Genomic DNA, 21,950 nt, shown 5'->3' with positions numbered 1-21,950 from the left:
AATCAGTGAGAGTGGCGCGGCGCGCCGTTTTCCGGGATTACCCGCCAGTACAGCGTCGCCGGCTCCAGGCAACCACCGGTGGACAGCTGGCCCACCAGCTGCCGGTACAGCTCTTGCCACGGCGTTTGCGAGGCCGGGATGGCCAATGGCGCTTCCAGGCGCCGGGCGTCCAGCGTGGCATCGTCCACCAGCAGGTTGACGCTGCGGCTGTTGAGGTCCACGCGCAGCCGGTCGCCGGTGCGCAGCAACGACAGGCCACCGCCCACGGCGGCTTCCGGGGACATGTTGAGAATTGACGGGCTGGCCGACGTGCCGCTCTGGCGGCCATCACCCAGGCACGGCAACGAGTCGATGCCACGCTTGATCAACGCCGCCGGCGGCGCCATGTTCACTACCTCGGCGCTGCCGGGGTAGCCCACGGTGCCGCAGCCGCGAATCACCAGGATGCAGCGCTCGTCGATGTCCAGGCTCGGGTCGTTGATGCGTGCCTGGTAGTCTTCCGGGCCGTCAAACACAATGGCGCGCGCCTCGAAGCAATTGGGCTGCGCCGGGTCGCTGAGGTAGGTGCTGCGAAACGCTTCGCCCACCACCGACATCTTCATGATGGCGCTGTCGAAGAAATTGCCGCTGAGCACAATGAAACCGGCGCGGTGCTTGAGTGGGTCTTCGCAACTGCGGATCACCTTGCGGTCCACCGTCTGCGCCGCGGCCACGATCTCACCCATGTTGCGCCCCTCGACGCTGCGGCACTCGCGGTGCAGGCGGCCGACCTTGTCCAGTTCGTGCATCACCGCCGGCACGCCGCCGGCGCGGTGGAAGCCTTCGCCCAGGTACTCGCCGGCCGGCATGCAGTTCACCAGCAGGGGCACATCTTCGCCAACGCGCTGCCAGTCATCCAGGCTCAGGTCGATGCCACTGTGCCGGGCAATGGCGATCAGGTGCGGCGGGCAGTTAGTGGACGCGCCCAGGGCCGAGGCCACGGCAATGGCGTTCTCGAAGGCGGCGTGGGTCATGATCTGCGAGGGGCGCACGTCTTCGCGCACCAGGTCGACGATGCGCAGGCCTGTGGCGTAGGCCATCTGCCCACGCTCGCGGTAGGGCGCCGGGATGCTCGCGCAGCCGGGCAGTGACATGCCCAGGGCTTCGGCCAGGGCGTTCATCGATAATGCCGTGCCCATGGTGTTGCAGTGGCCAATGGACGGCGAGGCGGCGGTGGTCATTTCCATGAAGCCTTCGTAGTCGATATCACCGGCGGCCAGCAGGTTGCGCGCATGCCATAGCACCGTGCCGGAGCCAATCAATTGGCCCTTGTGCCAGCCATCGAGCATGGGCCCGCCCGACAGCACAATGGACGGCAGGTCGGTGGTGGCGGCGGCCATCAGGCAGGCCGGGGTGGTCTTGTCGCAACCGGTGGTCAGCACCACGCCGTCCAGCGGGTAGCCGTGCAGCACTTCCACCAGGCCCAGGTAAGCCAGGTTGCGGTCCAGCGCCGCAGTGGGGCGGCGCGACTGCTCGGCAATGGGGTGCACGGGGAATTCCATGGGAATGCCGCCGGCATCGCGGATGCCGTCTTTCACCCGCTTGGCCAACTCGATGTGGTGGCGGTTACAGGGCGTCAGGTCGCTGCCGGTCTGGGCGATGCCGATGATCGGCCGCCCCGATTGCAGTTCGGCGCGGGTCAGGCCCTGGTTCATGTAGCGCTCGGTGTACAGCGCGGTGAGGTCGGCGTGAGCCGGGTCGTCAAACCACAGTTGGCTGCGCAGACGACGGGGTGGGGTGTGGTTCATGGCAGGCTCCGGGGTGTCATTCGGGCAGTCGGTTGTGGCGGCGCAGTTGGCGAATCAGCGCGGCGTGGTCGAGGTCGCCGTCGCCGGCGTCCACCAGGGCGCTGAACAGGCCATCCACCAAGGTGCCCACCGGCAGGCTCAGGCCCAGGCTATGGGCATGGGCGAGGGCCGTGCGGGTGTCCTTGAGCTGCCATTTCGCCGGGCCGCCGGGGGTGAACTGGTCGTCGATCATGCGTTGGCCGTGCTGGCGCCAGATGGGCGAATCGACAAAGCCGCCCATCAGCGCTTCGTGCACCTTGGCCGGGTCGGCGCCGCCGCGCTCGGCCAGCAGCAAGCCCTCGGCCACAGTGGCAATAGTGCTGGCGACGATCAACTGGTTGACCAGCTTGGCCAACTCGCCACTGCCGGCCGGGCCCACCAGTACCGGGCGGCCCATGGCGGCCAGGGCCACGCGGCCTTGCTCGAAGGCTTCAGGCGTGCCGCCCACCATGATCGCCAGGCTGCCCTCGCGGGCACCGCGCTCGCCGCCCGACACGGGCGCATCCAGGTAGCCCAAGCCCAATTCGGCACAGCGGCGAGCGTGATCGGTGGCCACGTCCACGGGGATCGAACTCATGACAATTACCAGCGCACCTGGGCGCAGGGCCAGGGCCGCGCCGTGTTCACCAAACAGCACTTCGGTACAGGTGGGGCCATCGCTGAGCATGCAGATCAACAGGTTGGCGCCGGTGGCGGCAGCGTGGGCGCTGCCCGCGACCTGGGCGCCGTCGGCAGCCAGGGCGGTGGCCTTGGCCTGCGAGCGGTTCCAGGCGCGCACGGCGAAGCCTTCACGCAGCAGGCAGCGAACCATGGGCGCGCCCATGATGCCGGTGCCGATGAAAGCGAGGGTGGGATGGCTCATGCCTTGTCTCCAAGCAAAGGGCGGGTGGCAGCCGGGGCAGGGTGGCGGGGCATCAGCATCATGCCGATGCCGGCCGCGCCTACCAGGGCGGCGATCACCAGGAAGCCTGGGGTGTAGCTCCCGGTGGTGGTGTAGAGCACGCCGGTGATGTACGGCCCGGAAAAGCCACTGAGGTTGCCGATGGAGTTGATCAGGCCGATGCCGGCAGCGGCACCCACCCCGGTCAGTACCTGGCCCGGCACGGCCCAGAACACGTTGATGGCGCTGTACACGCCGATGGCCAGCAGTACGAAGCCGATGACGATGATCCACGGCTGGTTGATCAACAGCGCCAGGGCAATGGACACCGAGGCCAGCAGGGCGGCGCCGCCGGCATGCCAGTGGCGCTCTTGCAGGCGGTCGGAGCGTCGGCTCCAGATAATCATCGCCACGGCGGCCAAGGCGTAGGGAATGGCGGTGATCAGGCCGTTCTGCATCAGGCCCAGCTCCAGGCCGAACGAGGCGCGGAAGGATTGCAGCACGCTGGGCAGGAAGAAGTTCATGGCGTTGGAGCCCGACGTTATGCCGAAATACACCAGGGCCAGCAGCCACACCTGGCGGTTGCCCAGGGCCTGGCGAATCATTTGCCCCTTGCTCAGTTCGGTGCCTGCCGCCAGCGGCTTTTCACGCTCCTCGCGCGCCAGGGTGTCCATCAGCCAAGTGCGTTGTTGCGGGGTCAGCCAGTGGGCGTCGGCGGGGCGGTCGGTGAGGTAGAAGAAGCACACCACGCCCAGCAGGATCGCCGGGATGCCTTCGGCCATGTACATCAGCCGCCAGCCCACCACGCCCACGCTGTCACCCAGCTGCATCAGGCCCACCGACAGCGGCGCGCCGATGACCTGGGCAATGGGCACGCCCAGGTAGAAGGTGGCGATCATCCGCGCCCGGTAGCGGCTGGGGAACCACAGTGACAGCAGGTAGATCACGCCGGGGAAGAAGCCGGCCTCGGCGATGCCCAGCAGTACCCGCAGGGTAATGAAGTGCCCGGCGGTCTGCAGCAAGCCCATGGCCGCGGCAATGAGGCCCCAGGTCACCATGATGCGGGCGATCCACACCCGCGCGCCGAAGCGGTGCAGCATGATGTTGCTGGGCACCTCGAAGATGAAGTAACCCAGGAAGAAGATGCCGGCACCCAGGCCATAGATGGTCTGGTTGATGCCGATGTCTTCGTTCATTCTCAGTGCCGCGAAGCCGACGTTGGTGCGGTCCAGGAAGGCCACCACAAACAGCAGGATCAGGAAGGGCACCAGGCGTTTGGTCACGCGGCTGATGGTCTGTTTTTCAATGTCCAGGATGGCTGGATCGGGTGTGCTCATGTCGCGTGGCCTCGCCTTGTTATTGTTGTGGGGGCGTGTGCAAGCGTTGCATCAACGGGGCGCGGTGTCCTCGATGTGTGCCTGGACGATGGTGTCGAAATCTGCGTCGGCGGTAAAGCCCAGGCCACCGGCATAGGGGGCTTCGACGCGGCTGGGCCAGCTCTCGACGATGCGCTGGATGGTGGCGTCGGGCTCCCAGCGAATCAGCTTCACGGCGTCGGGGCCGGCCACCCGCTCCAGGGCGGCGACCATGTCGGCCACGGTGGTGGTCAGGCCGGGCAGGGGGATCACCCGGCGGCTGCCCAGGGTTTCCGGGGCCAGGGTCATGCCCAGCAACATTGACTCCACCGCCCGGCGCGGCGAGCTCAGGTACACCTGGGTGTCGGGGTGTACTGGGCACACGGCGGGCAGGCCCACCAGCGGTTCGCGGATGATGGAGCTGAAGAAGGTCGACGCCGCCTTGTTCGGCTTGCCGGGGCGCACCGCGATGGTGGGCAGGCGCAGCACGCGGCCGTCGATGAAGCCCTTGCGCGCATAGTCCGCCACCAGCAATTCGCCCACGGCTTTCTGCATACCGTAGGAGGAGGACGGGGTCAGCGCGGTGTCGTCATCCACCACCGCCGGCAGCGTGCCGCCGAACACCGCGAAGCCGCTGGCGTACACCACCCGGGGTTGGCGGCCTTGCTGGCGCAGGGTTTCCAGCAGGGTCATGAGGCCGTGCAGGTTGACCTGCATGCCCAGGTCGAAATCGGCCTCGGCGGCGCTGCTGACCACCGCTGCCAGGTGCCACACCAGGTCTACGCCGTCGGTGACCCTCGCCAGGGTGGCGGCATCGCTGACATCGCCGGTGATGACCTCGATGCGCGAGTCGCTGGGCACGCCTTCGCCGGCAAAGGCATCGAATAGCACGATGCGCTCGATGGCCTGGGCAGCCTGGCCCTGCAGGGTGAGGCTGCCCATGTCCAGCAGGCGCTGGGCCAGTTGCTTGCCGATGAAACCGGTACCACCGGTGATCAGAATACGCATGATGTTTTCCTTGTTGTTATGTGGCGACCGATTGCGAGAGGTGGCAAGCCAGCTCTCACAAGGGATGCAATTGGATCAATCAGCCTGCACGGTGCGCTGGCGCTGTTCACCCAGCCCGGCAATACCCAGGCGCATTTCCTGGCCCGGGCGCAGGAACACCGGGTTGGGTTTCACCCCCAGGCCCACCCCCGGCGGTGTGCCGGTGGAAATGACGTCGCCCGGTTGCAGCGACATGCAGCGGCTCAGGTAGGCGATCAGTGCCGGAATCTGGAATACCAGCGTGCGCGTGTTGCCGTTCTGGTAGCGATGGCCGTCCACTTCCAGCCACAGGTCCAACTGATGCGGGTCGGCAATCTCGTCCCGGGTCACCAGCCAGGGGCCAATGGGGCCGAAGGTGTCGAAGCCCTTGCCCTTGTCCCAGGTGCCTCCGCGTTCCAACTGCCATTCGCGTTCCGACACGTCGTTGATCACGCAGTAGCCGGCCACATGGTCCATGGCATTGGCTTCGCTGATGTAGCGGCCGCCCTTGCCGATCACCACGCCCAGTTCCACTTCCCAGTCTGTCTTCTTCGAGTCGCGAGGGATTTGCACGTTGTCATTGGGGCCGCAGATGGCGCTGGTCCATTTGTTGAAAATCACCGGCTCGCTGGGCACCGCCATGTTCGATTCGGCGGCGTGGTCGGCGTAGTTCAGGCCAATGCAGATGAACTTGCCTACCTGGCCCACACACGGGCCGATACGCGGGCTGCCGGGCACCGCAGGCAGGCTGCGGGCGTCGAGGCTGGCAAGCTTGGCCAGCCCTGCGGCGTCCAGGGTAGCGCCAGCGATGTCGTGCACATGCCCGCTGAGGTCGCGGATCTGCCCTTGGTCATCCAACAGGCCGGGTTTTTCCTGGCCCTGGGGGCCGTAGCGCAGCAGTTTCATGAAGAGATTCCTGATTCAGGGGAATTGGAAGGCAGTGTGAAAACTGGGAAGCCAGCGCCCACTTTCAAACCAAGCCTAGTTGCTCATGCCGCCGTCGATCACGTGCGCCACACCGGTGGTATAGGCGCTGGCATCACTGCCCAGGTAAACCGCCAGGCCAGCGATTTCCTCGGGGGTGCCCAGGCGGCCCATGGGCTGGCGCGCCACAAAAGCCTGATACACCTCGGCTTCGGTACGGTGTTCGGCCCGAGCCTGTTCGGCGATGCGCTGGCGCAGGGAAGGGGAGTCGACGGTGCCGGGGCAAATGGCGTTGCAGCGGATGCCCTTGGCCACGTAGTCGGTGGCCACCGACTTGGTCAGGCCAATCACCGCCGCCTTACTCGCCGAATAGGCCAGACGGTTGGGCACGCCTTTGACGCTGGAGGCCACCGAAGCCATGTTGACGATGCTGCCGCCACCGGCCGCGAGCATGCCCGGCAGAAAGGCGCGGATCATGCGGTACATGGCGGTGACGTTGAGGTCGAAGGAGAACTGCCAGGCCTGCTCGTCGCAGTCCAGCAAGCTGCCGCTGTGCACGTAGCCGGCGCAGTTGAACAGCGCGTCGAGGGTGCCCACCTGCTCGGCCACGGCCTGGATGGCTGCGGGTTGGGTCACGTCCAGGGCAATTGCCTGAACGCCCGGCAGGTCGCGCAGGCTGTCGATGTGCAAGTCGGTGGCAATCACCTGGAAACCGGCCTGCTGGAAAGCCAGTACTGAAGCACGCCCGATGCCTTGGGCAGCGGCGGTGATGAGAACGCGTTTTCCGGTGACGGTCATGGCGGGTCATCCTGTTGTTATTGTGGATCAACACTAGAACGTCTTGCTGATAATCGCTAATGAGATATTCTCAAGGTTCAATAACCGGGGGTTATCGGATGGCGGACGTTTCATTCAACCAACTGTGCAACTGGCTGCGCTTCCGCCACTTGGTGCTGATCGACACCCTGGCGCGCACGCGTAACATGCACGCCACCGCCGAGCAGATGAGCATCAGCCAGCCGGCCGTCAGCAAGATGCTGCGCGAGGCCGAGAAGATGCTCGGCTTTGACCTGTTCCAGCGCCTGCCCCGCAGCTTGGTGCCCACGGACCTGGGCGTGCACGTAGCGCGCTACGCGCAAATAGCCCTGAACGATGCTCGCCACTTCGTGGGCCAGGTCAACGACCTGCGCGAAGGCGGTCACGGGCTGTTGAAAATCGGCACCATCTTCGCCCCCACCTCCCAGGCCTTGCCCCAGGCCATCGTCGGCATCAAACAGCGCTGGCCGCTGCTGACCCTGGACGTGCTGGAAGGCACCAGCGCCAACCTGCTCAGCCTGCTGGAGCACAAACAACTGGACCTGGTCATCGCCCGCTTCACCCTCGACCGCCACCGTCAGCTCTTCGACTTCCGCGCCCTGGCCCCCGAGCCGCTGTGCCTGGTCGCGGGCAGCCAGCACCCGCTGGCCCACACCAGCGACCTGCCGCTGGCCGAACTGGGCAACTGGCCGTGGATCGTCTACCCCGCCGGGACGCCCATGCGCGCGCGCCTTGAGCGTGCGTTTGCCGAAGCGGGCATGGCGTCGCCGGGCAACACGGTGGAGACCATCTCCATGCAGACCACCCTGCAACTGCTGCAGACGGCGCCGATGCTGGCGATGCTGGCGGAGTCCATGGTAGAGCCGGATATCAAGGCGGGGCGGCTGGTGCGGCTGAACTTGCCGTTTCCGTTGGTGCTGGATGACTACGGCGTCATCACCCGGCGCAACGAAGCGCCGGGGTGGGCGGCGCAGGCGTTTGCTGAGCAGTTGTTGGGGGCTGTCAGGGGGTTGGCTTGAGGGTGGCTGTGTGGTGGGTGGGTGCTTGCCTTGGGTTTTGCAGCGCCGCGTAAATCGCGCGCCGCGCGGGCGGCGCTCGATCTCAAGAACAATCAAAAATCATCGGCTAGCACCTGGTTGCCATCACGCGCGCCACCCCGCAAAAAAGCCCCCCGCGCCTCCACCACCTCAAGCACCGCACACCCTTCCTCCAGCAACAAATTCGCCGTATTCACCACCGCCTTCAGATCCTGATCATCACTGTTGCTCAGGGTCAGGCTGCTCAGGCTTTGCATCAGTTCGCGGGCAGTGCCGATGCGGTGCATGGCCAGGGCGTAGAGGGTGTCGAGGGGGGCTTGGGTATCGAGGAATACGGCGGGGGAGTGGGGTAAAGGTATATACGACATAGGTAACTCCATTGAGAAAACAGAGCTGCCCTCATCGTCGCCAAACGATGGGTGGCAGCTGTACGCAGGTTGGCGAACCGGTGTTTTCTCAATCCCGGCAGACCCGAAGGTCTCCCGCGCACAGCTGCCATGACGCGCACCGCAGGCAAGAGAGAGCCCACGATGGTCGTGCTGCGCTGGTGCGCTGAAAAAACAGACGGGTCGCCAAACCCGGTCGCAGAGGTGCTGCAACGGTGGGCAGGTTAGCGATGTGTGGGCTGAGGTGCAAGGTGGGGTGGGGATTTGGGGGTGGGTTGCATGTGCTTGCCTTGGTTTTTGTGGTGGGGCGTAAATCGCGCGCTTCGTTAGCCGCAACTACGCCTTCGCGGGTTGCACTCATGTTCCCACACGGTTCATGCCGATGCGTCCAGCATTGCTTGCACTTGCTCCGCACCGGTCTAAACAATCCGCCGATAACCCGTGGTTATCGCCCAATGGAATGTTGTCATTGGGCAAAGCCGGACACCGCCACTAGAGTGCATCCACGCCCCCGCGTTTGCGGGCGGCGTCTACCGCTCAAAGAGGCGTGTCATGAAAACAATAAAAAGCTTCAAGACCCTCACCATCGTTTTCCTGTTCATGATCGGCGTGGTCAACTACCTGGACCGCAGCGCACTGTCGATTGCCAATACGTCCATCCAGCATGACCTGAGCATCAGCCCTACCCAGATGGGCTTTTTGCTGTCGGCGTTTTCCCTGGCCTATGCTTTTTCGCAACTGCCCATGGGCGCGTTGATCGACCGGCTGGGCAGCAAGCTGGCGCTGGGCGGTTCGCTGATTGTCTGGTCGCTGGCCCAGGCGGCATTCGGCTTGTTCAGCGGCTTTGGCCACTTGTTGGGTATGCGCGTGCTGCTGGGCATTGGCGAGGCGCCGGTGTTTCCCTCGGCGGCCAAGGCGTTGTCGGAGTGGTTCGACACTCAGGAACGCGGCACCGCCACCGGCTGGGTGTGGTCGGCGACCTGCATCGGACCGTGCCTGGCGCCACCGTTGTTGACGCTGTTCATGGTGCACCTGGGCTGGCGCGGCATGTTTGTGCTCACCGGCATCCTCGGTCTGGTGCTGGCCGCGTGCTGGCTGGCCTTTTACAAGAGCAAGGCCCAGTACTTGGCCGAGACCGGGCGCACCGAGCCGCAGCCCCGCGTGTCGAAGCCGGCACCGAAGCTGCGCTGGTCGGCGTTGCTGCGCGACCGCAACACCTGGGGTGCGTTTCTCGGTTTCATGGGCGTGATTTACATGATCTGGCTGCACCTGACCTGGATGCCGGGCTATTTCGAGAAGCAGCACGGCCTGGACCTCTACAGCACGGCCTGGGTGGTGTCGCTGGCGTACCTGTTCGGCGCGGCCGGCACCGTGGTGGCGGGCAAGGCCTGCGACAGGCTGGTAGCGCGTGGCATGAAAGTGCTGGCCAGCCGCAAGGTGGTGATCATCACCGGGCTATTGGGCGGCGCCCTGTTTACCCTGATCGTCGCCTTCGTCGCCAACGTGGTGAGCTGCGTGGCATTGCTGTGCGCGGCGCTGTTCTTCATCAACATGTCCAGCGCCACGGCGTGGATGATCGTCAACACCATCGTGCCGTCGGAACGGGTGGCGTCGTTTGGTTCGATCCAGAATTTCGGCGGCTACCTGGCCGGTTCCATTGCGCCGATCCTCACCGGTTTCAGCGTGCAGCAGAGCGGCTCGTTCTCGTCGGCGTTCGTGATCAGCGCGGTGGTAGCGACGTGTTCGGCGCTGGCGTATTTCCTGTTGCTCAAAGAGCCTGCGGCCAAGGTGAACGAGCAACCGGCGCTGGCGGCTAGCCACGCCTAGCCGCTGCCGCCAGGCTGCGGCTAGGCGTGGGCGGGTTTGGATCAGTACCGCCAATGCCCCGGCACCCACACCCAACGGCCTGGGCCCCAGCGGTAATGGCCTTGCACCCAGTGGTACCCCGGTGCGGGCATGACCGGTACCACTTCAACCGGCGGTGGTGGGCGGCGCGGGTGGACCGGTTCAACGATACAACCCGACAGCGATGTCGCCACCAGGGTGGCGATCAGTGCAGTCTTTACAGTCTTGAACATGGACGGTTCCTTGCGTGAACAACAGCCTCGCCTTGAGTGGCGGGCTTGCAAGGTTTAACGCGCCTGGCAGAAAAATCCGTCGCTTCAGGGTTGTTTATTGGCCTGGTTTTTACCCTGGCCGCGCAAGTACATGGAGCGCGCCAGCTGCTCGCGTTCGTCCATGGGCAGGGTGGCGGCGAAGTCGGCCAGGCTGGTTTCCACTCGCGCGCGCAGGGCCAGGTCGGCGTCGCGGGCGCGGCCCAGGTCGGCCACCAGGGCGTCGCGGTCCAGGGCCGGGGCGCGCAGTTGCTGCATCACGTCCTGGCGCGCCTGGCGGCCGGCGAGTATCAGCGGCTGGCTTTGGTCGCGGGTCTCGCGCAGCATTCGGCGCAATTCATGGCGGCGTTGCACCGGCAGTTGCACCATGACCTGGCGCAGGCCGTGCTGCACCACCGCGCCCACCTTGGGCGTGGGGTGTGACAGCCATTGATACAGCCCACCGGCAACGCCGCCGATGAGGAAGATGTTGAGTACCAGCGACGCGGTCAGCAAGGTCTTCAAGGGTATGCGCGGTTCACTCATTGTTCGCTGTCCTCGGCGCTGATGGAGTAGACGATCTCGGCATCGTTTTGATCGAAAATGCTCGGCAGCGCTTCGGCGCCGTTGCCCAGCGGCAGGCTCAGGGAGGCGGCCAGCATGCCGGCGGCGATGCCCGCCAGGCCCACGCCCACCAGCCCCAGGCGTGACCACCAGGCGCGGTGGCCCTGCCAGAACGACGGCCGCGAGGGAAGCGGCGCGCAGGCCGCGATGTGCCGCGCGAGGGCCGGGTCCACCGCCGCCAACCGGTGGCTGTCGAGCATGCCATCCAGCCAGCTGGCCTGGGCCAGGGCGGCGTGGGCCTGAACGTCACCGCTGTCGAGCAGTGCACGCGCCGCCGCCTGTTCCTGCGCCGGCCAGCGGCGCACGTCGGCGCCATAGGCGTCGGCCAGATGATCAAAACGTTCGGGCGTCATCGTTTTCCCCTTCCTAGGCCGGCATCGCCGGATGGTTCGGCAAGGTAGTCGCGCAGGTTGCGCCTGGCTCGCGAGAGCAGGCTTTCCAGCGCCTCGACGCTGATGTCCATAAGCGCCGCTGCCTCGATGTTCGACAGTTCCTGGTAATACTGCAGCACGATCGCCTCGCGCTGGCGTTCCGGCAAGGCTGCCAGGGCCGCGGCCATGCGTTCGCTCTGGGCCGCTGCGTGCAGCTGTTCTTCGGGTGTACCGGCCGGGTCTACAGCCTCCACCAGGGCCTCATCATCCAGCGGCTGCTCGCGGCGCCGGCGCAGGCGGTCGTAGCACAGGTTCAATGCCACCCGGTGCAGCCAGGTGTCGAACCGTGCCTGGCCGGCGCGCCAGTTGGCGGCCTGATTCCAGATACGCAGGAAGCTTTCCTGGGCCACGTCGCGGGCTTCCTCGGCATCACCCAATAGCCGACTGGCAAGCGCCAGCAGCCGAGGCAGCTTGCGCGACACCATCGCTTTGACGGCCGCCGGTTCGTTGTTGCCGATGCGGGCCAGCAACTCCACGTCCGGGTCAGGTTCTTTCAATATGGCGTGTCTCGGTCCGGTGGCAGGGCATCAGGTCAGGCAACGCCCAGGCGCAGGCACGCCTGGGCACGCATGGCTCAGCGAGCCCAGTGGCCGTCCATCCAGCGCCAGCCCGGGCCGCGTTGCGCCCAATGCCCCGGTATCCAGTGGCCGCCGCGCATCACGGGTTGCCAATGGCCCGGTACCCATTCGTACTGATTGCCAGCCCAGCGCCAGTGGCCCTGGTCCCAGGCGTAGCCAGGGCGTTCACGCGGCATCATCTCGGCCCGTGGCGGTGGTGGGGCCTGGCGAATGATGATCTCAGGTTCGGCAAACGCCGGCACGCTCATCAGCGAAGCCAGGGCAACCGGGATGATCAGGGCGTAGCGCAGTTTGGCCAGAGGCCGGGCAAGTCTCATGACAACTCCTTCAGGTGCGTTCGACGGTGAACGCTGCTGTTGGGTTTAACGGCAGGGTTGGCGTAATCCGTCGCGGCAAAATGAAATTTTTTTCCGCGACGGATTTCCCCGTCGGCCAGCGTTCAAAACAGTAACCGTCAGCCCGCGGCGCATTGTGCAGCCATGGGTGTTGTCCGGCCTGTTGATTGAAACCAGAGGATCACCATCATGACCCGTCGCCTTGCATTGCTGTTGGCCGTCATCATGCTTTCCAGCGTGAGCGGTTGCGTATTCGTCCCGGGCCATCGCCATTGCTGCTGGCGTTACGGCGCCATTGAACAGCCATCAGCCGCCGCCAACCTCGCCTGACCAATAATGCGCCAGCCTCCGGCAACTGCAACCGCCTTGTCAGAGGTGGGTGACGCAGGCGTTGCCGCCAGCTGTGAAAAGGATGGCACGGCCTTTGGCGGTGTCATGCTGATCGCGGGCACGCTGTGCGCGCCTTCGCAGCCTGGCGGCAGCCCGGGGGGCATGCCAGGTTACAAGTGTGTTAGGTTTTGCTCAGCACGCTAACCACCTGCAGGAGCAACCGTGATGAGCAAACCTGATGCCGCCGCCTTGGCGGCCATGATCGACCACACCCTGTTGGCTGCCGATGCCGCCAGTGCGCAAGTCACTGTGTTATGCCAGGAGGCGCGCCAGCACGGCTTTTATTCGGTGTGCGTGAACTCCGCCCAGGTGTATTCGGCCGCCCAGCGCCTGCGCGGCAGTGCGGTCAAGGTCTGCGCTGTGGTGGGCTTCCCGCTGGGTGCTTGCGTCAGCCAGGCCAAGGCCTTCGAAGCCGAATGCGCGATTGCCGCGGGCGCCACCGAGATCGACATGGTGCTCAACATCGGCTGGCTCAAGGAAGGCCTGTTCGACCACGTGCGCGAGGACATCGCCCAGGTGCTGCACGCCTGCGGCAGCGTGCCGTTGAAGGTCATCCTGGAAACGTGCCTGCTTGACGACATTCAGAAAATCCGCGCCTGCGAAATCTGCCGTGACCTGGGCGTGGCCTTCGTCAAGACCTCCACCGGTTTCAGCAGCGGCGGCGCCACCGTCGCCGACGTTGCGTTGATGCGCCGCATCGTTGGCCCGGGCATCGGCGTCAAGGCCTCGGGCGGCGTGCGTGATACCGCCACGGCAGTGGCCATGATCGAGGCAGGCGCCACCCGCCTGGGATGCAGCGCCGGGGTGGCCATTGTCACTGGCATCATAGGCAGCGAAAGGGGCTACTGAGGGGTATTTAAGCGAAACATTACCAATTACTGTGCTTCGGTAATCCCCTTGTCATCTACCGTTCCTACTATCTGGCCCCACGAACAGAACGCCGCGAGGCGTCAAGCCTGCAGGTCTGTTGCAGGATGAATGGACAGTAGTCCCTGGCAATCGCCAGGCGGGGAGTCATTTAGATGCAAGCCGCTTTGAGTACCTCAATACCGTTGCCAGCCGCCACGTCTAAGGCTCCCGCGCGTGCCCTGAAGGTGGCGGCCGTGGTGGCCGTGCATGTACTGGCCCTGAACGGGTTTCTCCGCCAGGCGCCAACCCCCTTGACGGTCAGCCAGCCGCGTACTATCTATGCCTCGGTGATCAACGAACCGGCCCCTGCCGTGGCCCCGCAGCCACCGGCCGAACCGACGCCGCCTGTGCCACCGGTTGTACACCCTGTGGCACGCCCCGTGGTCAAGCCGGTGAGCAAGGCCCCCGCGCCGCGCCACGTGGCAGCGGCGCCTGCGGTGCCCGCACCTGCGGCCGCCAGCCCAGCGGTGGCAACGCCTGCTGCCGCACCCGTTGTGGCCGCCACCCCGGCGCCGCCACCACCACCGAAAACCATCACCCACGGTGTTGAATACCTGCGCGCCCCCGACCCGCAATACCCCGACCGTGACCGTGAAGACGGCAACGAAGGTACCGTGGTGTTGCGTGTGCTGGTGGACGAAAGCGGCAAGCCCGGCCAGGTCGACGTGCTGCGTTCTTCCGGTTTCAGCAGCCTCGACGAGGCGGGCAGGGCGGCGGCGCGTGCGGCCCTGTTCAAACCCTATCGCGAAGGCGGGCATGCCCTGCCGGTGTACGTGATTGTACCGCTGCGGTTCCAGCTCGACAGCTGATCGCACCCCCCTTAACCCTGAATTCACCCTGTTGGCGGTCCTGCCAGGACGGCGCTCGGGTGCGTTTTTTGATTGTTGAACTGGAGGCGACACCATGCAAAACACTTCTCTGGGCCTGGACATGCTGTGGGGGCAAGCCGATGCGGTGACCCGCGGCGTGGCATTGATGCTGCTGGTCATGTCACTGGCGTCCTGGTACGTGATTGCCGACAAGCTCATCCGCCTGGCGGTGTCCCGCCTGCGCACACCGCGCCTGCTGGCTGCCTTCTGGGCCGCGCCCACACTCAACGACGGCCTGCGCCAGCTGAATGCCGAGCCTTCCTATTCAGCCCTGACCCACGCCGGCGTCAGCGCCGCCAGCCAGCACCGCGAGGCGCTGGACAGCGGCATGAACCCACCGCCGTTCAGCGAGTGGCTGAGCCGCGCCTTGCGCCAGGCCACCCTGGTAGTGGGCGCCCGCTTGCAAGGTGGCATGGCGATACTCGCCACCGTCGGTTCCAGCGCCCCCTTTGTGGGCTTGCTGGGCACGGTGTGGGGCATCTACCACGCGCTGATGAAAATCGGCCTCACGGGAGACGCCAGCATCGACAAGGTGGCCGGCCCCGTGGGTGAAACCTTGATCATGACCGCCCTGGGCCTGGCCGTGGCCATCCCCGCCACATTGGCCTACAACCTGCTGGTGCGCACCAATAAGCAGACGCTGGCCCAACTGGGCAAGTTCGCCTTCGAGTTGCATGACCTGCTGGTGATCGGCGCCCGCGCCGCGCCCATGGGCCAGGCGCCGCTGCGTGCCGCCACGGCCCAGGCCCGTGCGGAGTACGCGTGATGGCCGGTGGACTGCAGGACGAACTGGACGACGACAGCTTTAACCCGGAGATCAACACCACGCCGCTGGTGGACGTGATGCTGGTGCTGCTGGTGATTTTCATCATCACCGTGCCGGCCATCCAGCACAGCGTGAAGATCGACTTGCCCCATGCCGCCGCCCAACAGGACAACAAACCGCCGTTGGCGGTAGACCTGGCCCTGGACGACAGCGGCCACCTGCACTGGGACGACCGCGACATTGCCGACAGCGAGCTGCCGGCGCTGATCGCCGAGGCCGCGACACGCCAACCGGTGCCCGAACTGCATCTGCGCGCCCAGCGCAGCACGCCCTATGAAAAGGTCGTGCAGGTAATGGCTGCCGCGCAAGCGGGCGGCCTGGAAAAAATCGGCTTCGTCACCCAAGCCGCCACCCCTTAACCCATCGGTCGGTTGCCTCCTGCTCGTACGCGAGCGGGCGGGAATCGTGCGCTCATTTTTCGGTATTTCCATGCGTCGACATCATCCGTTTCACGCGTTGTGCCTGCGCACCGGCGCCGGCCTCATGGCCTTTGCACTGGCGCCCTCGATCTGGGCGGCCGATCCGGCCCCGGTCATCGACGACAGCGTGCTGGCGACCTTGCCCCAGGTTACCGTCAAGGCCGCCAAAGCGAAAAAGCCCGACCTGCACAAAAAGATGGCTGCCGGGGCGCTGGGCAGCAAGGCCGCCATCGACACACCATTCTCGGTGAAAAGTATCAGCAGTGAAGAGATCCAGCAGCGTCAAGCCGGCATCCTCTCCGAAGCGGTGAAATACGACGCTTCGGTAACGTCCATCAGCTCCAGCTACGGCACCCACCCAGCCACCCTGGCGGTGCGCGGGCTGCCCCTGGACGACCTCAACGGCTACAAGGTCGACGGCATGGCCAACATCAACCGGGGCGTGGAAATGCCCCTGGAGATGTTCGACAGCATTGAGGTGCTCAAGGGCCTGTCGGGCTTCATGTATGGTTTCGGCAGCCCGGGCGGTATCGTCAACTACGTGACCAAGCGGCCCACCGACAAGACTGTTTTCAGCGTCGCCGCCGGCTACCAGTCCAACAACCTGTACAAGGAACAGGTGGACGTGGGCGGGCGCCTGGATGACCCACGCTTCGGCTATCGCCTGAACCTGGTGCACGAGGAGGGCAACGCCGCCAGCGGCCACGCGGCGGTGAACCGCACGGCGGTAGGGCTGTCGCTGGACGCCAAGCTCACCGATGACCTGACCCTCAATTTCGACACCCTGTACCAGCAGCGGGCGACCTCGGGCGGCACCGACATCATCGTCAACACTGCCTATGCGTTGCCCAAGCCCATCGACGGCAGCAAGCGCCTGTACAGCAACGGCTCCTACACGGATGTGGACTACAGCCTGTCGACGCTGTCGGCCACCTACCAGTTCTCGCCGGATTGGCAGGGCAAGCTGGCGTACCGCTACAGTGACTCGGACCGCCGCTACACCAAGGATCAGTACACCATCACCAGCAATAGCGGCAATTACTCCGACAAGGCCAGCACCGAGTACCACGGCTACGACTACAACGACGCCATGGGCACCCTGGAAGGCAAGTTCACCACCGGCTGGTTCAGCCACGACGTGGTGCTGGGTGCCAGCTACTCGGAACTGGACTCGCACAAGTCGGCGCAGGCCACCACCAAGGCCACGGTCGGCAAGGGCAACCTGTACGACCCGACCCTCTCCTCGGTGTACCAGTACGAATACTGGGGCGGCACCTACGGCGATGACCAGATCAAGGAAGCCGCAGTGTTCGCCAGCGACACCATCGGCCTGGGCGAGCACTGGTCGTTGCTACTGGGGCTGCGCAACGAGAACTTCCGTGAAAAGACCCATGACGCCATCGGTACCGATGGCGTGAACTACCGGGCGCGGCCGGCCACCCCTACCGTGGCGCTGATGTACAAACCCATCAAGGACGTCACCGTCTACACCAGCTACGTGGAGTCGCTGGAAGCGGGCGGCAGCGCACCGGACACCGCCGCCAACTACCCTGCCGTGATGGGCCCACTGCGCAGCAAGCAATACGAACTCGGCGTAAAGGCCCAGCGTCGCAACTGGAGCGCCACCGCCGCAGCCTTTCGTATTGACCGTGGCGCCGAGTACACCAACAGCGACAACGAATACGTGCAGAGCGGCACCATTCGCTACCAGGGCCTGGAGTTCAACGCCACCGTCGACCCCATCGACAGCCTGACCCTGGAAGGCAGCGTCATGTCGCTGGACTCCGAATACATCGATGCCGGCGACGTGGACGGCAACCGCGCTGCTGGCGCCGCTCACTACCAGGCCGCAGCCCAGGCCACCTACCGCATTGGCGCTGTGCCTGGCCTGTTTGTGCGTGCCGGTGCCCAGCGCATTGGCCCCATGGCGGTGGACTCGGGTAACGTCAACACCCTGGATGCCTACAACCTGTTCGACGCCGGTGGCGGCTACCGTTTCAAACTGGCCGGCGGCCACGCGCTGACCTTCGGCGCCAACGTCACCAACCTCGCCAACCACAAGTACTGGACCTGGTACCAGGAAAATTACCTGCAGCCCGGCTCGCCCCGGACCTTGAGTGTGAATGCCCGCTATGACTTCTAAACCTGCACGTTCCTTATGGCTGGTGCTGTCGATGCTGATGGCTGCCGCGCCCCTGGTCCACGCCCAAGCTCTGGACACCAGCGGCCTGCGCCTGGACAAAGTGGTGCTGGTGATGCGCCACGGCGTACGTCCGGCCACCGACACCGCCGAACTGCAAACCTGGTCGGCCAAGCCCTGGCCGACATTCGCCGTGGCCGACGGCCAACTCACCGCTCACGGTTACCGTGCCACGGTACTGCTGGGCCAATGGCAGCGCGACTACCTGAAAGGGCAGGGCCTGTTCACCGCCAATGGCTGCCCGTCCGCCGACCAAGTCTATTTGCAGGCCAGCCCGGCGGCGCGTACCCGCGCCACCGGCAAGGCCTTGCTGGAAGGCATGTTCCCCGGCTGCACGGTGCCCGTGCACCACGGCGTGGCCAGCCAGGACCAGCTGTTTCACCCCAGCGAGAACGGCTTGGGCGCGCTGGACCCGCAACAGGCCGAGCAGGCCATTCTGGCCGCCATGGGCGGTAGCCCGCAGGCGGCGCAGAAACGCTATGGCCCGGCCTTGCTGCGCATGCAACAGCTGGTGGGCGTGCCGCACACCTGTGACCAGCCCAAAGGCTGCGTGTTGAGCGAGCAACCCTGGGGCCTGAAGGAGAAGGGCAGCACGGTCAAGCTCAGCGGCCCGTTGAGCATGGGCGCCAGCATGGCCGAAACCATCCGCATGCAGTACGCCGAAGGCCTGCCCCTGAGCCAGGTAGCGTTTGGGCATGCGCGCAACGCCGCCCAGGTGGCAGGGTTGATGGAACTGCGCAGTGCCAAATACGCTCTGACTCAGCACGTGCCCTACATTGCCCGGCGCGGTGCTTCACAGTTGCTGCATCAGGTATTGCTGGCCCTGGATGAAACCGGCCCGGCAGTGGCCGGTGGGCCGCCGTCCACCCCGTGGCTGGCCTACGTGGGCCACGACGGCAATATTGCGCAACTGCGCACCTTGCTCGGTTTCGACTGGAACATTGCCCAATACCCGCGCAATGATGCAGCACCCGGCGGCACCTTGTTGTTCGAGCGCTGGCTGGACCCGCGCAATGGCCAACGCTTCGTCAGCGTGGCCTACGTGGCCCAGAGCCTGGACCAGTTGCGCCAGTTGAGCCACCAGGCGCCTTACCGGGTACAGTTCACCGGGCCTGATGGCAAGGCGCTGATGCCGCTGGCGACATTCGAGCAGACCATGGGCGCGCGTATCGACAGCACGGCCACGCAACCCCAGGCCTATGCTGATGACTGAACCCTGACACCGAGGTGGTGGATTGCGCGAACTGAAACGTCTTTTCCTGCTGATGGGCCTGCTGGCACTGGCTGCCTGTAGCCATCAGCCGCTGCAGTCCACCCAGCCCCCCGAGCAGGTGCGCGCCAAGGTTCTGCGCCTGCTGCCACCGTCAGCCAGCGACCGGCAGGGGTGGGCCGCCGACATTCAGACGGCCTTCACCACCCAGTCGCTGGACCCCAGCAGTCAGAACCTGTGTTCGGTGATCGCGGTCATCGAGCAGGAGTCCAACTTCCAGGCCGATCCGCCAGTGCCGGGCCTGGGCCGCATTGCGCGCGACGAGATCGACCGCCGCGCCGCCCGCCTGCATGTGCCGGGATTTCTCGTCGACGCCGCCCTGAGCATTCAGTCACCCACCGGCAAGAGCTACGCCCAGCGCATTGCCAGTGTGCATTCGGAGCGCGAGTTGAGCGCCGTGTTCGATGACTTCATCGGCATCGTGCCCTTGGGCAAGCAGCTGTTCGGCACGCTCAACCCGGTGCATACCGCAGGCCCCATGCAGGTCAGCGTAGCGTTCGCCGAAAGCAACGCCCGCGGTTACCCGTACAGGGTGCAGGATTCCATTCGCCATGAAGTGTTTAGCCGTCGCGGCGGCGTGTATTTCGGCACGGCGCATTTGCTCGGCTACCCCACCCATTATCCGGAGCCGCTGTACCGCTTCGCCGATTTCAACGCCGGCCACTACGCCAGCCGCAACGCCGCGTTCCAGGCGGCGCTGAACCGGCTGGTGAAGATGCGCCTGGCGCTGGACGGCGACGTCATCAACTACGGTTCAATCGCCCCGGGTCAGACCGAACTGGCGGTACGCTCCTTGGGCAAGCGCCTGGGCATGAGCAATGCCGACATACGCGCAGCCCTGGACAAGGGCGAGCAGCTGGATTTCGAGGACACCCGGGTGTACCAGCGGGTGTTCGAACTGGCCGACCAGGTGGCAGGCCAGCCGGTGCCGCGGGCCATCTTGCCAGGCATCACCCTGGAAAGCCCGAAGATCACCCGCCACCTGACCACCGCCTGGTTTGCCCGCCGCGTGGACGAACGCCGTGCGCGCTGCATGACCCGCGACTGACAGGCGGTGGATTGATCGGCGGTGTCGCGAAAGGGTGGTACAGTCCAGGTTCATTCCCCTGCCACGGAGCCCGTGATGAGCACTGTCTATTCCATTCCCGTGAACACCATCGATGGCCAGCCGCAAACCCTGGACACCTACAAGGGCAAGGTCTTGCTGGTGGTCAACGTCGCCTCCAAGTGCGGCCTGACCCCGCAATACGAAGGTCTGGAAAAGCTGTATGAAAGCCATCGCGCCCAAGGCCTGGAGATCCTCGGGTTCCCCGCCAACAACTTCAAGGCCCAGGAGCCGGGCAGCGACGATGAGATCAAGGCCTTCTGCAGCCTGACCTACAACGTGCAGTTTGCGCTGTTCTCGAAAATCTCCGTGGTGGGCGAAGACAAGCACCCGCTGTACAGCGCCCTGACCCACGCCGTGCCCAACGCCACCGGCGAAGGCTCGATGCGCGAGCGCCTGACCGGCAAGGGCATCCCGGTCAATCCGGTACCGGAAGTACAGTGGAACTTCGAAAAATTCCTGATCAGCCGCACCGGCGAAGTGGTAGGGCGCTTCGCCCCCGACGTGGCCGCCGACGACCCGCGCCTGCTCAAGGCCATCGACGCCGCACTGGCTGCCTGACCTGTAACCTTGTTCACAGCTGTGAATCCCACTGTCGCGGTGGGAGCGGGCTCTGCCCGCGAAATGAGCACCGCGCAGTGTGATACGCCGTGGCGTTCTTTTCGCGAGTAGAACCCGCCTATTCAAGCGCCGCGACGCTCGTCGCAGCGGTAGAAAATGGTCCGGTCGGTCTGTGCCTTGTTCAGCTGTTCAGCCCGGGTACTGCATTGCCGGGCCCGGGCCGCATCATTGAGGAACTTGGGCGCCATCCACAGGAATTGCGCCGGCATGCAGTTGTCATGGGCCGGGGTGGTGCACACCACCGCGTTGAGAAAAAACGCCGGAAGGTTCATCGCTCACTCCTTGTGAGTCAGGAAAACGGCGCCGCTCATCGACGCCTTCATACCCTCTGAGCCGCTCTGGTCCGCAGGGTTCATCATTTTCGTGTAGCACTGGGTACGCCGCCGCTTACCGTCCTGACATCACGTTACCGGGGGTCCAGCATCCTCATCATCGCCGCCACCATGCGCGGAGCCTCGCTGGCCAGCGCATAACTGTCAGGGCTCAGCAGCCAATGGCTGATGGTGCCGTCCATGCAGGCAATCAGGCTGCACGCGGCCAGTGCCACCGGGGTGGCGCGCCGCAATTGGCCGCATGTCACCGCCTCTTGCAAAATGTCCTCCAGCTTGCCCTGGGCCTCGCGATGCCGGGCGCAACGTTGTGCACGTAAATCGCAACTCTCCACAGTCAGTTCACATTTGTGCAATAGGATCTCGAAAATTCGCTGAGTCCGGGCGTCACCGGCCACCCGTTGCAGCAACGCCACCAACACGCTGCGCAGGCATTCCAGGGGGTTGGCGCGACGCAGTTCGGCGCTGGCGGCCAGCAGGCGATGAATCGGTTCGTCCAGCGAGTCGAGCAGGGCCTGCACAAGCCCCGCCTTGTCCTTGAAGTGCCAATACAGGGCACCCCGTGACAGCCCGGCGTGTTGGGCAATGTCCAGCATCGAGGTGGTGGCCAGGCCCTTTTCGTAGAACACGCATTCAGCGGCATCAAGGATGTTCGCACGGGTTTGCAGGGCTTCTTCGCGGGTTCGGCGGACCATTAAAAA

At 65.2% G+C, this 21,950-nt stretch carries 25 protein-coding genes; 11 read left to right on the top strand and 14 right to left on the bottom strand.

The genetic code is table 11. The features are described 5' to 3' along the window. Positions 1–2 precede the first annotated feature (2 nt). The 6 genes from PMM47T1_RS10315 to PMM47T1_RS10290 form a co-directional block, all read right to left on the bottom strand. Positions 3–1,787 (bottom strand): IlvD/Edd family dehydratase, encoded by a 1,785-nt coding sequence (locus PMM47T1_RS10315; RefSeq protein WP_008368375.1) that lies wholly within the window; start codon positions 1,785–1,787, stop codon positions 3–5. A 16-nt stretch (positions 1,788–1,803) separates the two neighbouring features. Continuing rightward, positions 1,804–2,688, bottom strand: coding sequence for an NAD(P)-dependent oxidoreductase (locus PMM47T1_RS10310; protein WP_008368374.1), 885 nt, complete (start codon positions 2,686–2,688; stop codon positions 1,804–1,806). After that, positions 2,685–4,043, bottom strand: coding sequence for an MFS transporter (locus tag PMM47T1_RS10305; protein WP_008368373.1), 1,359 nt, complete (start codon positions 4,041–4,043; stop codon positions 2,685–2,687). The genes PMM47T1_RS10310 and PMM47T1_RS10305 overlap by 4 nt, the downstream gene beginning before the upstream one ends. A 51-nt stretch (positions 4,044–4,094) precedes the next feature. Beyond that, positions 4,095–5,069 carry a D-erythronate dehydrogenase gene (gene denD / locus PMM47T1_RS10300; RefSeq protein ID WP_008368371.1) on the bottom strand — a complete coding sequence of 325 codons (975 nt, stop codon included), beginning with the start codon at positions 5,067–5,069 and terminating at the stop codon, positions 4,095–4,097. Positions 5,070–5,144: 75 nt separating this feature from the next. Then, positions 5,145–5,993: an ureidoglycolate lyase gene (locus PMM47T1_RS10295; protein ID WP_008368369.1), complete on the bottom strand. Its 849-nt coding sequence runs from the start codon at positions 5,991–5,993 to the stop codon at positions 5,145–5,147. Positions 5,994–6,068: 75 nt separating this feature from the next. Further along, positions 6,069–6,809 carry an SDR family oxidoreductase gene (locus PMM47T1_RS10290; RefSeq protein ID WP_008368367.1) on the bottom strand — a complete coding sequence of 247 codons (741 nt, stop codon included), beginning with the start codon at positions 6,807–6,809 and terminating at the stop codon, positions 6,069–6,071. 98 nt (positions 6,810–6,907) lie between these two features. On the opposite strand from PMM47T1_RS10290, the gene PMM47T1_RS10285 reads away from it, so the two are divergent. After that, positions 6,908–7,846, top strand: coding sequence for a LysR family transcriptional regulator (locus tag PMM47T1_RS10285; protein ID WP_008368366.1), 939 nt, complete (start codon positions 6,908–6,910; stop codon positions 7,844–7,846). Positions 7,847–7,938: 92 nt separating this feature from the next. On the opposite strand, the gene PMM47T1_RS10280 is transcribed toward PMM47T1_RS10285, so the two are convergent. Beyond that, positions 7,939–8,232, bottom strand: a complete 294-nt coding sequence (locus PMM47T1_RS10280; protein WP_008368365.1) for a hypothetical protein — start codon at positions 8,230–8,232, stop codon at positions 7,939–7,941. A 570-nt stretch (positions 8,233–8,802) separates the two neighbouring features. Here PMM47T1_RS10280 and PMM47T1_RS10275 point away from each other — a divergent pair. Next, positions 8,803–10,077, top strand: a complete 1,275-nt coding sequence (locus PMM47T1_RS10275) for an MFS transporter (protein ID WP_008368364.1) — start codon at positions 8,803–8,805, stop codon at positions 10,075–10,077. Between the two features lie 41 nt (positions 10,078–10,118). Here PMM47T1_RS10275 and PMM47T1_RS10270 read toward each other — a convergent pair whose 3' ends face one another. The 5 genes from PMM47T1_RS10270 to PMM47T1_RS10250 form a co-directional block, all read right to left on the bottom strand. Continuing rightward, entirely contained in the window at positions 10,119–10,328 is a 210-nt protein-coding gene (locus tag PMM47T1_RS10270; protein WP_008368363.1) for a YXWGXW repeat-containing protein, read from the bottom strand. A gap of 84 nt (positions 10,329–10,412) precedes the next feature. Continuing rightward, on the bottom strand, positions 10,413–10,889 hold the full coding sequence (locus tag PMM47T1_RS10265; RefSeq protein ID WP_008368362.1) for a periplasmic heavy metal sensor: 477 nt from the start codon (positions 10,887–10,889) through the stop codon (positions 10,413–10,415). After that, positions 10,886–11,320, bottom strand: a complete 435-nt coding sequence (locus PMM47T1_RS10260; RefSeq protein ID WP_008368361.1) for a hypothetical protein — start codon at positions 11,318–11,320, stop codon at positions 10,886–10,888. Before PMM47T1_RS10260 ends, PMM47T1_RS10265 begins: the two co-directional genes overlap by 4 nt. Then, positions 11,317–11,895, bottom strand: coding sequence for an RNA polymerase sigma factor (locus PMM47T1_RS10255; protein WP_043300909.1), 579 nt, complete (start codon positions 11,893–11,895; stop codon positions 11,317–11,319). The genes PMM47T1_RS10260 and PMM47T1_RS10255 overlap by 4 nt, the downstream gene beginning before the upstream one ends. A 77-nt stretch (positions 11,896–11,972) precedes the next feature. After that, entirely contained in the window at positions 11,973–12,293 is a 321-nt protein-coding gene (locus tag PMM47T1_RS10250) for a YXWGXW repeat-containing protein (RefSeq protein ID WP_008368359.1), read from the bottom strand. Positions 12,294–12,500: 207 nt separating this feature from the next. Here PMM47T1_RS10250 and PMM47T1_RS30085 point away from each other — a divergent pair, with 207 nt between their 5' ends. The 9 genes from PMM47T1_RS30085 (at position 12,501) to PMM47T1_RS10210 (ending at position 20,860) form a co-directional block, all read left to right on the top strand. Then, positions 12,501–12,641 (top strand): hypothetical protein, encoded by a 141-nt coding sequence (locus tag PMM47T1_RS30085; RefSeq protein ID WP_008368358.1) that lies wholly within the window; start codon positions 12,501–12,503, stop codon positions 12,639–12,641. 225 nt (positions 12,642–12,866) lie between these two features. Continuing rightward, positions 12,867–13,550, top strand: a complete 684-nt coding sequence (gene deoC / locus PMM47T1_RS10245; protein WP_008368357.1) for a deoxyribose-phosphate aldolase — start codon at positions 12,867–12,869, stop codon at positions 13,548–13,550. Between the two features lie 173 nt (positions 13,551–13,723). Further along, positions 13,724–14,419 carry an energy transducer TonB gene (locus PMM47T1_RS10240; RefSeq protein WP_008368356.1) on the top strand — a complete coding sequence of 232 codons (696 nt, stop codon included), beginning with the start codon at positions 13,724–13,726 and terminating at the stop codon, positions 14,417–14,419. Positions 14,420–14,513: 94 nt separating this feature from the next. Further along, complete coding sequence (locus PMM47T1_RS10235; RefSeq protein ID WP_008368355.1) at positions 14,514–15,245, top strand: MotA/TolQ/ExbB proton channel family protein; 732 nt, start codon at positions 14,514–14,516, stop codon at positions 15,243–15,245. Next, positions 15,245–15,664: an ExbD/TolR family protein gene (locus PMM47T1_RS10230; RefSeq protein ID WP_008368354.1), complete on the top strand. Its 420-nt coding sequence runs from the start codon at positions 15,245–15,247 to the stop codon at positions 15,662–15,664. The genes PMM47T1_RS10235 and PMM47T1_RS10230 overlap by 1 nt, the downstream gene beginning before the upstream one ends. A 70-nt stretch (positions 15,665–15,734) precedes the next feature. Beyond that, positions 15,735–17,867: a TonB-dependent siderophore receptor gene (locus PMM47T1_RS10225; protein ID WP_043300908.1), complete on the top strand. Its 2,133-nt coding sequence runs from the start codon at positions 15,735–15,737 to the stop codon at positions 17,865–17,867. After that, a complete protein-coding gene (locus PMM47T1_RS10220; RefSeq protein ID WP_043300907.1) occupies positions 17,857–19,137 on the top strand; it encodes a histidine-type phosphatase in 1,281 nt (426 codons plus the stop codon). Before PMM47T1_RS10225 ends, PMM47T1_RS10220 begins: the two co-directional genes overlap by 11 nt. Positions 19,138–19,189: 52 nt before the next feature. Then, positions 19,190–20,242, top strand: a complete 1,053-nt coding sequence (locus PMM47T1_RS10215; RefSeq protein ID WP_043300921.1) for a DUF1615 domain-containing protein — start codon at positions 19,190–19,192, stop codon at positions 20,240–20,242. Between the two features lie 75 nt (positions 20,243–20,317). Beyond that, positions 20,318–20,860, top strand: coding sequence for a glutathione peroxidase (locus PMM47T1_RS10210; RefSeq protein ID WP_008368349.1), 543 nt, complete (start codon positions 20,318–20,320; stop codon positions 20,858–20,860). A 122-nt stretch (positions 20,861–20,982) separates the two neighbouring features. Here PMM47T1_RS10210 and PMM47T1_RS10205 read toward each other — a convergent pair whose 3' ends face one another. After that, complete coding sequence (locus PMM47T1_RS10205; RefSeq protein ID WP_008368346.1) at positions 20,983–21,192, bottom strand: hypothetical protein; 210 nt, start codon at positions 21,190–21,192, stop codon at positions 20,983–20,985. A 134-nt stretch (positions 21,193–21,326) separates the two neighbouring features. Then, complete coding sequence (locus PMM47T1_RS10200) at positions 21,327–21,944, bottom strand: TetR family transcriptional regulator (protein ID WP_008368345.1); 618 nt, start codon at positions 21,942–21,944, stop codon at positions 21,327–21,329. Positions 21,945–21,950 lie beyond the last annotated feature (6 nt).

Source organism: Pseudomonas sp. M47T1 (assembly GCF_000263855.1).
Taxonomy (GTDB): Bacteria; Pseudomonadota; Gammaproteobacteria; order Pseudomonadales; family Pseudomonadaceae; genus Aquipseudomonas.
This window is presented reverse-complemented; position numbering and strand designations above follow the sequence as displayed.

Coding starts and splice junctions, on each gene's coding strand:
- PMM47T1_RS10315 (WP_008368375.1), bottom strand. CDS start 1,787: ATGAACCACACCCCACCCCGTCGTCTGCGCAGCCAACTGTGGTTTGAC.
- PMM47T1_RS10310 (WP_008368374.1), bottom strand. CDS start 2,688: ATGAGCCATCCCACCCTCGCTTTCATCGGCACCGGCATCATGGGCGCG.
- PMM47T1_RS10305 (WP_008368373.1), bottom strand. CDS start 4,043: ATGAGCACACCCGATCCAGCCATCCTGGACATTGAAAAACAGACCATC.
- denD (WP_008368371.1), bottom strand. CDS start 5,069: ATGCGTATTCTGATCACCGGTGGTACCGGTTTCATCGGCAAGCAACTG.
- PMM47T1_RS10295 (WP_008368369.1), bottom strand. CDS start 5,993: ATGAAACTGCTGCGCTACGGCCCCCAGGGCCAGGAAAAACCCGGCCTG.
- PMM47T1_RS10290 (WP_008368367.1), bottom strand. CDS start 6,809: ATGACCGTCACCGGAAAACGCGTTCTCATCACCGCCGCTGCCCAAGGC.
- PMM47T1_RS10285 (WP_008368366.1), top strand. CDS start 6,908: ATGGCGGACGTTTCATTCAACCAACTGTGCAACTGGCTGCGCTTCCGC.
- PMM47T1_RS10280 (WP_008368365.1), bottom strand. CDS start 8,232: ATGTCGTATATACCTTTACCCCACTCCCCCGCCGTATTCCTCGATACC.
- PMM47T1_RS10275 (WP_008368364.1), top strand. CDS start 8,803: ATGAAAACAATAAAAAGCTTCAAGACCCTCACCATCGTTTTCCTGTTC.
- PMM47T1_RS10270 (WP_008368363.1), bottom strand. CDS start 10,328: ATGTTCAAGACTGTAAAGACTGCACTGATCGCCACCCTGGTGGCGACA.
- PMM47T1_RS10265 (WP_008368362.1), bottom strand. CDS start 10,889: ATGAGTGAACCGCGCATACCCTTGAAGACCTTGCTGACCGCGTCGCTG.
- PMM47T1_RS10260 (WP_008368361.1), bottom strand. CDS start 11,320: ATGACGCCCGAACGTTTTGATCATCTGGCCGACGCCTATGGCGCCGAC.
- PMM47T1_RS10250 (WP_008368359.1), bottom strand. CDS start 12,293: ATGAGACTTGCCCGGCCTCTGGCCAAACTGCGCTACGCCCTGATCATC.
- PMM47T1_RS30085 (WP_008368358.1), top strand. CDS start 12,501: ATGACCCGTCGCCTTGCATTGCTGTTGGCCGTCATCATGCTTTCCAGC.
- deoC (WP_008368357.1), top strand. CDS start 12,867: ATGAGCAAACCTGATGCCGCCGCCTTGGCGGCCATGATCGACCACACC.
- PMM47T1_RS10240 (WP_008368356.1), top strand. CDS start 13,724: ATGCAAGCCGCTTTGAGTACCTCAATACCGTTGCCAGCCGCCACGTCT.
- PMM47T1_RS10235 (WP_008368355.1), top strand. CDS start 14,514: ATGCAAAACACTTCTCTGGGCCTGGACATGCTGTGGGGGCAAGCCGAT.
- PMM47T1_RS10230 (WP_008368354.1), top strand. CDS start 15,245: ATGGCCGGTGGACTGCAGGACGAACTGGACGACGACAGCTTTAACCCG.
- PMM47T1_RS10225 (WP_043300908.1), top strand. CDS start 15,735: ATGCGTCGACATCATCCGTTTCACGCGTTGTGCCTGCGCACCGGCGCC.
- PMM47T1_RS10220 (WP_043300907.1), top strand. CDS start 17,857: ATGACTTCTAAACCTGCACGTTCCTTATGGCTGGTGCTGTCGATGCTG.
- PMM47T1_RS10215 (WP_043300921.1), top strand. CDS start 19,190: ATGGGCCTGCTGGCACTGGCTGCCTGTAGCCATCAGCCGCTGCAGTCC.
- PMM47T1_RS10210 (WP_008368349.1), top strand. CDS start 20,318: ATGAGCACTGTCTATTCCATTCCCGTGAACACCATCGATGGCCAGCCG.
- PMM47T1_RS10205 (WP_008368346.1), bottom strand. CDS start 21,192: ATGAACCTTCCGGCGTTTTTTCTCAACGCGGTGGTGTGCACCACCCCG.
- PMM47T1_RS10200 (WP_008368345.1), bottom strand. CDS start 21,944: ATGGTCCGCCGAACCCGCGAAGAAGCCCTGCAAACCCGTGCGAACATC.